12 protein-coding genes are annotated in these 10,898 nt (G+C 69.7%); 6 read left to right on the forward strand and 6 right to left on the reverse strand.

The window, feature by feature from the left end; genetic code table 11:
- Positions 1-734, reverse strand: a 734-nt coding sequence (locus VN520_RS34505; protein WP_325750892.1) for a multicopper oxidase family protein, incomplete at its 3' end; no start/stop codon positions are given.
- Positions 735-873: 139 nt separating this feature from the next.
- Entirely contained in the window at positions 874-1,035 is a 162-nt protein-coding gene (locus VN520_RS34510) for a hypothetical protein (protein WP_325750893.1), read from the reverse strand.
- A 62-nt stretch (positions 1,036-1,097) separates the two neighbouring features.
- Here VN520_RS34510 and VN520_RS34515 point away from each other — a divergent pair, with 62 nt between their 5' ends.
- Entirely contained in the window at positions 1,098-1,331 is a 234-nt protein-coding gene (locus tag VN520_RS34515) for a DoxX family protein (RefSeq protein WP_325750902.1), read from the forward strand.
- A 43-nt stretch (positions 1,332-1,374) separates the two neighbouring features.
- On the forward strand, positions 1,375-1,500 hold the full coding sequence (locus tag VN520_RS34520) for a hypothetical protein (RefSeq protein WP_325750894.1): 126 nt from the start codon (positions 1,375-1,377) through the stop codon (positions 1,498-1,500).
- Positions 1,501-1,660: 160 nt separating this feature from the next.
- Here the strand turns inward: VN520_RS34520 and VN520_RS34525 are convergent, their stop codons facing one another.
- Positions 1,661-1,900: a hypothetical protein gene (locus VN520_RS34525; protein WP_325750895.1), complete on the reverse strand. Its 240-nt coding sequence runs from the start codon at positions 1,898-1,900 to the stop codon at positions 1,661-1,663.
- An 80-nt stretch (positions 1,901-1,980) separates the two neighbouring features.
- The gene (locus VN520_RS34530; RefSeq protein ID WP_325750896.1) at positions 1,981-2,898 is read right to left on the reverse strand and encodes a LysR family transcriptional regulator; all 918 of its coding nucleotides are present in this window, start codon (positions 2,896-2,898) and stop codon (positions 1,981-1,983) included.
- Between the two features lie 272 nt (positions 2,899-3,170).
- Here VN520_RS34530 and VN520_RS34535 point away from each other — a divergent pair, with 272 nt between their 5' ends.
- The 4 genes from VN520_RS34535 (at position 3,171) to VN520_RS34550 (ending at position 8,533) form a co-directional block, all read left to right on the forward strand.
- Positions 3,171-4,580, forward strand: a complete 1,410-nt coding sequence (locus VN520_RS34535) for an ABC transporter substrate-binding protein (protein WP_325750897.1) — start codon at positions 3,171-3,173, stop codon at positions 4,578-4,580.
- Between the two features lie 194 nt (positions 4,581-4,774).
- Positions 4,775-5,467, forward strand: coding sequence for a protocatechuate 3,4-dioxygenase subunit beta (locus tag VN520_RS34540; protein WP_325750898.1), 693 nt, complete (start codon positions 4,775-4,777; stop codon positions 5,465-5,467).
- Between the two features lies 1 nt (position 5,468).
- Positions 5,469-6,005 carry a hypothetical protein gene (locus VN520_RS34545; RefSeq protein ID WP_325750899.1) on the forward strand — a complete coding sequence of 179 codons (537 nt, stop codon included), beginning with the start codon at positions 5,469-5,471 and terminating at the stop codon, positions 6,003-6,005.
- Between the two features lie 191 nt (positions 6,006-6,196).
- A complete protein-coding gene (locus VN520_RS34550) occupies positions 6,197-8,533 on the forward strand; it encodes an arylsulfatase (protein ID WP_325750900.1) in 2,337 nt (778 codons plus the stop codon).
- A 718-nt stretch (positions 8,534-9,251) separates the two neighbouring features.
- Here VN520_RS34550 and VN520_RS34555 read toward each other — a convergent pair.
- Together VN520_RS34555 and VN520_RS34560 are read right to left on the reverse strand one after the other, a co-directional pair.
- Positions 9,252-10,010, reverse strand: a complete 759-nt coding sequence (locus VN520_RS34555) for a hypothetical protein (RefSeq protein WP_325750901.1) — start codon at positions 10,008-10,010, stop codon at positions 9,252-9,254.
- A gap of 53 nt (positions 10,011-10,063) precedes the next feature.
- Positions 10,064-10,898, reverse strand: an 835-nt coding sequence (locus tag VN520_RS34560; RefSeq protein WP_414720040.1) for an ATP-binding cassette domain-containing protein, incomplete at its 5' end; no start/stop codon positions are given.

The following is a 10,898-nucleotide window of genomic DNA, read 5'->3' on the forward strand; positions in this document are numbered from 1 at the left end:
ACCTCCTGGACGGCGCCGATCGTTCCGTTGGCCATCACGGTGCCGCCGAGTGTGCCGATCTCGTTGCCGCTGTCGTCGAGCGTGAGCTCACCGGCCTCGGAGAACCGCTTGTCCTGGACGATCACCGGGATGTCGTCCACGCCGTAGTCGTGCGGCAGGCCGGCCGCGACGTCCGTGCCGTCGTCGAGGAGGAACATGCCAGCCAGTCCGCGGTAGACGTGCTTTTCGGTCTCCCCGTGCGGATGGGGGTGGTACCAGAGTGTCGCGGCGGGCTGGTCGATCGTCCAGTACGGGCGCCAGGTGTCCCCCGGCTCGATCATCTGGTGCGGCCCGCCGTCCATCGCCGCAGGCAGGTGCATGCCGTGCCAGTGGACCGTGGTGGGCTCGTCGAGGTCGTTGGTGACCTCCACCGCGACCCGCTCGCCACGCTCGGCACGGAGCGTGGGGCCGAGGTAGGAGCCGTTGAACCCCCACGTCGCCGTCTCGGTGCCTTCCAGGAACTCGGTGGTGCCTTCATCCGCGGTGAGCTGGAAGACCCGGGTGCCATCCGCCTGCACCCGCGAGTCGGCCAGCGGTGGGATGGCCAGCGGCCGCTCGAACGTGACCTCGACATCGGCCTCGGGGGGTGCCGCGCTGCAGGCGGCACCCCCCAGGACCAGCAATCCGGCCGCGGTTGCAGTCAGCACCGTCCGCGCAGGGGCCGGGAGGACTGCACGAGAGGAGTTGCTGGGCATGCGTCCGACGCTAGGAACGACAGCAGCCGCACGCGTCCGGCTGCTGTCCCGAAACGACCCCGCATCTGGACGACAGGAGAGGTCGCCTCCGGACGACGATGCCGGTCGATCGACCGGGGAGGCTGTGCGGGAACCCCGGTCAGCCCGGCGTCCACGCCCGCAGCTTCTCGGGGTTGCACACCGCCCAGATCCGCGTGATGCGATCCCCCGCGATGTCGAACGCCAGCACCGTCACGACTGCGCCCTCCACCTCGATGACGAGGCCGGGCCGGCCGTTGACGACGCGCGCGAGCAGCGCCATGCCCGGGGCCCTGCCGGCCACGGCCGTGCCCGCCGACTTCGGTCCGGGACACCGTCAAGGCCATCGGCGCCCTCGACTTCTCGGCGGCGGCCGGCCTGATCCTGCCCGCCGCCCTCGGACTCGTGCCCGTTCTCGTGCCGATGGCCACCGTCGGACTCGTACCGATGCTGGTCGGCGCGGCCATCGCGCACCTGCGTCGGTCCGAAGCCCCGGCGGTCGCGGTCAACGTGACCCTGCTCGCCCTGGCGGCCGTCGTGGCGTGGGGCCGCTTCGGCCCCCACTCCCTCACCGGCTGATCCAGCGCTCGACACCACCCGCCCGAGTCCCGAGGAGCAACTGATGACCGACGTGCGGACCGCTGTTGACGGCTCTCAGATCCTGGCCCTGCAGAGCGAGTTCACCGACGCGGGCATGATGCGTGACTACGACATCATCGCAGGTCAGCTGACCTGGCAGGCATACTAGAGGAGTTCTGGAGGACCGTCCGAATGCCCCGATTCTGACCATTCAAGACCCCCATGTTCTCCGATGGACAGGTCATGAACAGGTCACGCCGATGCCCGGGTTCGCGCAGGTCGAGGCCGCTGATCGGTCCTGGGCGGGGCCACCGCGACCAGCGGAAAGGTCACGCCGGCATCTCCCCGTGCTGCTCAGCGCAGCCCGCCGCCGTTCGGGTGATCAAGATGATGCCGCGAGCCATCTGCCGGGCGATCTCCTCGAGCCGAACGCGGGCGCCTGGCTGCGGGTCGAACAGCTCGCACTCCAGCGTGGCCAACACACACTCGGCCAGGGCGTCGTCGAAGCAGTCGGCGACGCTGCCCATGCTGGCCAGTTCGCCGTGCCGGCACGTCGGCACGGCCCGCACGCACGCTCTCCGCGGCAGCTGCTACGGGCAGGACACTCGGGTGCCAGCGATGTGCGTGGATGGGTCGTCGCCGCCGGCCTTCAAGCCGATGGGGCGAGCCCCTGACGACAGAATTCGGTGAAGGCGCGAGCTCTGCGGGTCAGTCGGGCCGACCGGGCCTGGGCCAGCACGATGTCGATGCTGGGTACGTCGTCGGCGATGTCGAGGTACTTCAGCGCTGGCCCGGCATACGTCATCGGCGAAGGCCGGTGCGGCGCCATGGAGAACCCGGCGCCGCTCGCAACGAGGGAGCGCACTGATTCGGCGGTCGTCGTCCTGAACCGCACCTTGGGCTCGATGCCTGCGCCGCGGAGGATCGAGCGGAACCAGTCCTCGCCCCCTGCCATGGTCGGGATGACCATGGGCTCGTTGCGGAGGTCGACGAGCGCAATCGGGTCGTCATGGCGCGCGAGCGGGTGATCCGCAGGCAGGATCACGCACGGCCGCAGGGTGTGGAGCCGCGTCGTAGCGACGTCGAGGCCGACGCCCCTGCCATACATGAGTGCGACCTCGCACCGCCCGTCGAGCAGTCGTTGCTGCAGGTCCTGAACCGAGCCCTCGAACAGGTCGATGTCGACGGACGGGTAGCGCCGAGGGAACTCCCTGAGGACCTGAGGGATGACGAACGGCGTGAGCGTCGGGAAACAGCCGAGATGCAGCGTGCCCTCGATGGCCTCTCCGAGACTCCGCGCCATGGAATGCAGGTCATCCGCCTGAGCGACGAGGCGGCGGATCTCCGGGAGCATGGTCCGCCCCGCGTCGGTGGGTGCGACGCCCTTGGCCTTGCGCCGTAAGAACAGTTGCACGCCGAGGACTCGCTCCAACTCCGAGAGGGCCAGCGATATGGCCGATTGCGAGACGTTCAGTTGTTCGGCAGCGCCGGTCACCGTCCCCGCGTCGGCGACCGCCAGCACGTATTCGAGCTGGCGGAACGTGACCCGGGAGCTCAGCGACGGCATGGTGGGGACGATAGAGCACATGAGTTTTTCTCAAGACTCTTCCGAGAAAGCGGTGCTTTACAGATGGGCGTAGTGGGCTCGACCCTGGTGGCTCCGATCACACTCATGGAGGTGGGCACGTGCCCCGTCAACGGTTCTTCCCAGCGATGCGGCCAGCCCGCGGTGCGCGTGCGACGGTCGCGCTGAGCCTGAGCGGGGTACTCCTTCTCACTGCGTGCGGCGGCGACAGTGGTGAGGACACCGGCGCGTCGGGAGAGAGCTGCGACAGCACTTTGTCGCTGGCTCTGAACAACACGGTCAGCGGCTGGGACTTCAGGAAGCACGTCGGGAACGGGCATGCCTGGCTGCAGTGGCGGGCGGTCTTCGACACCCTGCTGACGTTCAACGTCGATGGCACCACGTCACCGGGCGCTGCGGAGGAGTGGACGTACAACGAGGACAAGACGGTGCTCACGCTGACGCTGCGCGAGGGCATGACGTTCACGGACGGGGCTCCGGTCGATGCGCAAGCTGCCAAGCGCAGCCTGGAGGCCTTCCGGGACGGCGGCGGAGCTGCGTCGTCACGGCTGGCCGGTGTCGACCTGGAGGCGACGGACGAGCTGACTCTCGTCCTCACGCTGCCGGCTGCGGATCCGGGCATGCTCTACACGCTCGGGGACGCGGGGGGCGCACTGGTGAGCCCGGCGTCGATCGATTCCCCGACCATGGACACGCAGCCGGTCGGCAGTGGGCCCTATGTGCTCAACATGGAGGAGTCGGTGACCGGGAGCAAGCTCATCTACGACCGGAACCCCGACTACTGGAACCCGGACGCCTACCCCTACGACGAGCTGGAATTCCTGATCATGACGGATGAGACGGCGCAGCTGAACGCGCTCGCGTCGGGGCAGATCGACGGCGCTGAGGTCAGGCTGGCCAGCATCGAGCAGGCGGAGTCGGCGGGTGCGCACGTCGAGGCCTTCCCCAACGTGTGGAGCGGTGTGTACTTCATGGACCGTGCCGGAACGAAGATCCCTGCGCTCGGAGATGTGCGGGTACGGCAGGCGATCAACATGGTCTTCGACCGCGAAGGGATCGCGCAGTCGATCTGGAACGGCCATGGTGTGGCGAACTCCCAGATCTTCGGCCCCACCACCTCAGGCTTCGACGAGGACCTCGTGGACCACTACGACTACGACGTCGCGGCTGCGAAGAAGTTGATGGCGGAGGCCGGTTACGCCGACGGGTTCGATGTCACGATGCCGGAGGTCGTCGGATACCAGGACGAGTACACCGCCATCACGGTGCAGCAGCTCGCGGAACTGAACATCCGGGTCACGACCCTGCCTGTTCCGCGGGCGGAGAACGTCCCTCGCATCCTTCGCGGCGAGTTCCCCATGTTCGTCTACAAGGTGCCCATGCACCCCGAGGTGAGCACGATATCGAACCACCTGCCAGTGACCGGCCCCTTCAATCCGCTGCACAACGAGGACCCGGAGCTGACCGCGTTGCTGGCGGAGCGGGCGGTCACCGACTACGAGGACTCGGAGGAGATCTACGAGCAGATCAACGCGTTCCTGGTGGAGAACGCCTGGTACGCGCCGTTCGGCCAGCCGGATGTGCCCTGGGCCCTCGATGACTGCGTCAACATCACCGGCACGCTGGGCGGCACGCCTCCTCTCCACGCTTTCACGAAGGAGTGACCGGGCCGGGCAGTCGGCGGGGTGTGGTCCCGCCGGCCGTCTGCCACCCGTCGTCCCCCCGTCCGGCCGGCCATTCGGCGCAGTTCACAGCATCGAGGAGCGGCTCCGCCGCTACCCGCCACCACTCGTCGACAGGAGCCACTGCCAGCGTCGACCTCTCGCCATCGACGCGGCAGAGCAGAGAGGAATGTGCGTTGAGCGCGTACACCGAGCCATGGCACACCGACCTTCCCGATGTGTTCGCGAGACCTCCGTTGGAAGCGCAGGTCTGGACCCCGAAGAAGCCGCTGGTCATCGTCCCTTCCCGGCTGATCGACGCTTCCGCGCCGGTCTATGGATGGGGTGAGGTCGGCCCGACGGACAACGACCTGCTGTCTCAGCACGACGGCGTGCCGATGGGGCAGCAGATCGTGGTCCGGGGGCGGGTCACCGACAGCTGGGGGCGTCCGGCGCGCGACATGCTGGTGGAGATCTGGCAGGCCAATGCCTCGGGGAAGTACGTGCACGACAACGACCCGACGCCCATGCCGCTGGACCCCAACTTCACCGGCGCGGGCCGCACGCTCACCGATGCCGATGGCTGGTACTCGTTCACGACGATCAAGCCAGGTTCCTATCCCTGGATGCCGCATCCACAGGCCTGGCGTGCGGAACACATCCACTTCGGCCTGACCGGCCGCGGCCTGACCGAGCGCTACGTCACCCAGATGCAGTTCCCCGGCGATCCGCTTCTCGACCAGGATCCGGTCGTGGCGACCATCCCCGACCAGAAGGCGCGGGAGCGGCTGCTGTGCCGGCTGGACTGGGAAGCCGCCATTCCGGGGGTCACTCTCGGCTACCGGTGGGACATCGTCCTGGGCGGCATGTACGCAACCCCGGAGCACTGAGATGACCACGACCGCAGACGACCCGGACAGCGCCACTCCGACCGACCAGCTCGTCCGCACCCCTCGCACCATCTTCGGCCCGTACGTCACCCTGGGCATGCCGGTGCGCTCGACGGTGGAGACCGATGACGGCCGCGCCCGCATCACCGTCACCGGCCGGGTGCTCAACGGGCTGGGCGAGCCGGTGGGGTTCACGTCGATCGAGTCCTGCCAGCCGGAGGGCTGGACGAGATCGTTCACCGGCCCGGACGGCGTGTACGAGATCACCACCGTGAAACCGCGGCCGACTCCTGGCCGAGCGCCGCACCTGACGTTCCTGCTCAACACCAGCAGGATGATCCGCCCCGCGGTGACGTGCCTGTACTTCCCGGACGAGGACAACGACGCCGACGAGCTGCTGGTGCGGTTGTCCCCGGAGCAGCGCGCCACGATGCTGGCCCGCCGCACCGACAAGGGCTACGAGTTCGACGTCCACCTCGCCGGCGAGTTCGAGACCACCTTCCTCGGCTGGCCCGGTCTGCTCGGCGCCGACGAGTGAGGCGCAAGGAACCCCGGTGACCGTCACGGACGTCGTTGTCGTGGCCCGGGTCGGCGAGCGCACCTGACACCGGCGGCTCGGGTGGCCGCCGTTCTGCTCCATCCCGCAATGGAAGCCGTGCGTTCAGGACGGCCTCAGGGAAATCTGCGGGGCGCCGATGTGCCCCGCCATCAGCAGGAAGCGAGAGACGCGTGGATCAAACCGTCCGGACCGATCTCCCCACCCGCGGGTACGAGGGTTTCGGGGGCGTCGTCAGCGAGATGCGGTCCGAGTCCCGCCCGTGGTGGCCGGCCCCCCGGCGGGCCCGGCCGGGCGCGCCGAACGTCGTCGTCGTGCTCGTCGACGACATGGGCTTCAGCGACATATCGCCCTTCGGCGGCGAGATCGACACCCCGCACATCCAGTCGCTGGCCGACGAGGGCTACCGCCTCACCAACTTCCACAGCACACCGCTCTGCGCGCCGTCGCGTGCGGCGTTGATGACCGGGCTCAACCCGCACCGCGCCGGATTCGCCTCGGTGCCGCACGTGGATCCGGGTTTCCCCGGCTACAACATGGAGCTCCCGAACGACGTCCCGACGCTCGCCGAGTCCTTCCGCTCCGGCGGTTACGCCACCTTCATGGTCGGTAAGTGGCACCTGACGAAGGAAGCCCACATGCACGACGGCGCGGACAAGTCGTCCTGGCCGGTGCAGCGGGGCTTCGACCGCTACTTCGGCTCCCTGGACGGGTTCACGGCGTTGTACCACCCGCACCGACTGGTCAGCGACAACAGCCCGGTGTTCACGGCCGACTGGCCGGACGACCGCTACTTGACCGACGTGCTGACCGACCGGGCCCTCGAGATGATCAACGGCCTGCGCGCCAATGATCCGGCCAAGCCCTTCTTCCTCTACTTCGCCCACCACGCCGTGCACGGCCCGGTGCAGGCCAAGGCGGAGGACATCGCGAAGTACCGCGGCATGTACGACGCCGGCTGGGACGCCACCCGTCTCGCCCGGTTCCGCCGCCAGATCGACACCGGGCTCTTCCCCGACGACACGCAGCTGTCGGCGTCCGGGCCCCGGGAGACCCAGGGCGTCCTGCCGTGGGACAGCCTCGACGACGCGCGCAAGGAGCTGTTTGCCCGGCACATGGAGGTCTACGCCGCTGCGGTGGACGGCATCGACCAGAGCGTGGGCCGGCTGGTCGAGCACCTGAAGCGGATCGGCGAGTACGACAACACCATCTTCGTGATCACGAGCGACAACGGGGCCACTGCTGAAGGCGGGGTCGAGGGGACGCGAAGCTACTTCAGCCAGTTCGTGTACACGGCGGGGCTTCCCGATGACTGGGTCCGGGACGTGCCGCGACCGCTCGAACTCCTGGGCGGGCCACAGGTGCACGGTCACTACCCCAAGGGCTGGGCACACGTCTCCAACACACCGTTCCGCCTGTACAAGAGCCAGGCCTACGCCGGTGGCATCCATGTCCCGTTCGTCCTGAGCTGGCCGGACGGGCTTCCACGGGACAGCGATGACGCGGGAGTCCGACGCCAGTACACCTACGTCACCGACCTCGCCCCGACGCTGCTGACCCTGGCCGGCGTCGAGCGCCCGACGGCAACGCACGGTCGCCCGGTCCAGGAGGTCGACGGCGTTCCTTTCGACCACCTGCTGCGGGACCCGGCGCAGCGGACGTCCCACCTCACCCAGTACGTGGAGTGCGGCGGGCAGCGGGGCTACTTCGAGGACGGGCTCAAGATCGTCGCGCCGCACATGCCCGGCCGGCCGTTCACGGACGAGAGCTGGGAGCTCTACGACATCGACGCCGATCCGGCGGAGACGGAGAACCTGGCTCCTGCGCGGCCGGGGACGGTCGCCGACATGGCCGAGAAGTGGCGGAGAGCGGCCTGGTTCAACACCGTCTTCCCGCTCGACGACACCGGGCGCATGCGGCGGGTCCGCCCCTCCAGCGAGTCGATCCTGTCGGAGCCGGTGACGATCTACCCCGGGACGCCGGTCCTCGAGCGCTTCCGGTCCAGCAAGCTCACGCTGCTCAGGTCCTTCACCGTCGAGGCGTCACTGGACTTCGCGGCCGGGGACGAGGGCGTGATCTTCGCGCACGGCGACCAGGGCGGCGGGTACGTGCTCTTCGTCGAGGACGGCGAACTGCGCTTCACCTTCAACGCTTACGGCGACGTCGTCCGCGCCGCGGCCCAGGACCCCTTGGATCCGGGCCGCATCATGGTCACCGTGGACTTCGAGGCGCTGGAGGAGATGCGCTGGCGGATCACCGCCTCGCTGGGCCGGCGGCAGGTCCTCGGCATCGCGTCCGTGCCGCAACTCCTGAGCATGTCTCCTTTCACGGGTATCAGCGTCGGCGTGGACGCCGGCGGACCGGTCGACTGGGACCTGCACCTGCGTCGGGGCGCTTTCCACTACCGCCGCGGACTCGACTGGGTCCGGTACACGCCGGGGGAGCCCGCGGACTACAACCCCGAGATCATCGTGGCGATAGAAGAGGTCGCGGCCCGGAAACTCGAGTAGGCCGCAGCGGGGTACCTCTGGATTCGCCCGGCCCGCGCACAGCGGAGCGCAGGAGCGGGGCGCAGGCCGGGCATCGACGTCTCGGTGTCGACGGCAACCGGGCTGCCGCAGGAATGAACGAACACGCAGGGCGCAGCAGTCAGAGCGGCGAGGAGGAGGGAAGCGGTCGAGATGTCATCGTGGCGCCAGGAGGTGCGGTCCGCCCGGTGCGCGAGGTGACAGCCCAGGTGGCCATGCCGGTCCGATCCCGGTCACCAGCTCGCCGCAACATCGCAGGTCAGCTGGCCTGGCAGGCTCACGGAGGAGCTCCGGGGGGCCCGAAGGCCCGTTCGGCCCTTGACGACCCTCGTCGAGGTGAACCCGAGGCCAGGCCGAGCGGCGATCCGTCGAGCGGCCTCGTCCACCGGCACCGCCAGCCGCTCCGCCGCCACCCGGCTGTCGCCGACGACGGCGAAGACGGCGTCCCGCCACGACGGGGTCTGCCACCGCCGGCAGCGCTCAGCAACTCCGGCTGTAGGCCGCCGCGCATGCAGGCGGCGGCACACCGGGCGCACCGGCCCCGTCCCGCCTCCGACAGACCCGGGGCGGGACACGACCCTCGAAGACGTCGCCCAGCAACTCGACGACCGCCCACGCGAAGACGCTGGGCGGGAGACCCCAGCCCAGCGTCTGCGTACTGCACGTGCACCGTCGCCCGTCGGCGGGTGCGGTGGTGCGGTCAGGCCACCGACCGGCGGCGGGTGACGACGATGCCCGCGATCGTGGAGACGATCACCCACCCGGCGATCACGGCGATCGGCGTCATGGCCAGGTCGGTCTCCGCCTGGGTCACGATGGCGCTCGCCGGGTCCAGCTTCTCCGCGATCTCCGGCTGGACCGAGTTGAGCACCGGCAGGATGCCCAGCATCGTCAGGTAGGTCCCGGTCATCGCCGCGGCCGAGTTGCCCACCGCGGCCCCGATCCCGGCGCCGATCACCGCGAAGGCGGCTCCTCCTGCGATCACGGTGGCCACCGCCAGGCCGGTGCCCACCCACTCGACCCCGCTGGTGAAGACGGCGAGCGCTCCGACCGCCCCGGCGGCGCCGAGACCGGCGAGCACCAGCCCGAGCATGGCCATGGCCACGGCCTTCGCGGCGAGGACCCGTCCCCGCTGAGGAACCAGCAGGTACGTCGTCTGGACGCTCTTGTGGGTCCACTCCCCGGCGGTGGAGAGAACGCCGAGGGCGAGCAGGACGAGGGCGATCAGCATGCCCATGATCCCGAGGGCCTCCGGGGCCGCGACCCCGCTGCCGCTCGTCACCGTGGCGAGCAGGACGCCGAGCGGGCCGACCAGCGCCGCCAGTGCGGCGACGGACTTCCCGGAGCGGGTGGACAGGGACTTGCGGATCTCGAGGCCGGTCAGGGCCGGGAAGGACGGGCCGGTTCGTCGGGCCGGCGACCTGGTGTCCGAGATGACCGGGGCCTGGATGGTGCTCATGGCTGCTGCCTTTCGCTGTGAGATGGAGGAGGTCGGGTGGGGGAGGGTGCTGGTCATGACGCGTCCGTGAGCTGGAAGAAGAGCTCCTCGAGGCCCTGCTCCGAGGGGCGCAGGTCGATCAGGGCGTGACCGCCGGCTGCCGCCAGCGAGCCGATGCGCTCGGGGCTGGCACCCGGGATGACCAAGGAGCCGTCCCGGTGCTGGACCTCGAGCCCCGCGGCGGACAGTGCGGTCTCGAAGGAGACCGCGTCGGCCGCCCGCACCGCCGTCCCGTCACCGGCCAGGAGCTCGTGGATGGGACCGTCGGCGACGACCCGGCCCCCACCGATCACCAGGAGGCGGTCCACGGTGTGCTCGACCTCGCCGAGGAGGTGGCTGGACAGGAGCACCGTCCCGCCACGCGCGGCGTGGCCGCGGAGCAGGTCGCGCATCCAGCGGATGCCCTCCGGGTCCAGGCCGTTGGCCGGCTCGTCGAACATCAGCACCGGCGGGTCGGCCAGCAGCGCCGCCGCGATCCCCAGCCGCTGCCGCATGCCCAGCGAGTAGCCACCGATCCGGCGACCGCCCGCCGCGGTGAGGTCCACCAGGTCCAGGACCTCGTCGACCCGCTCGGCGGCGACGCCGATTGTCGAGGCCAGCAGACGCAGGTGCGTGCGGCCGGTACGCCCGGGGTGCACCGCCGCGGCGTCGAGCAGCGTGCCCATGACGGCCCCGGGGTTCGGCAGCGACGTGTAGGGCTTGCCGGCCACGAGCGCCGTGCCGGAGGACGCCGGCACCAGGCCGGTGATCATCCGCATCGTGGTGCTCTTGCCGGCACCGTTCGGGCCGAGGAAGCCGGTCACCGTGCCGGGCTCCAGCTCGAACGACACGTGGTCGACGACCGTGCGG

The sequence above is a fragment of the Streptomyces sp. genome (genome assembly GCF_035563135.1).
Lineage (GTDB): Bacteria > Actinomycetota > Actinomycetes > Streptomycetales > Streptomycetaceae > Streptomyces.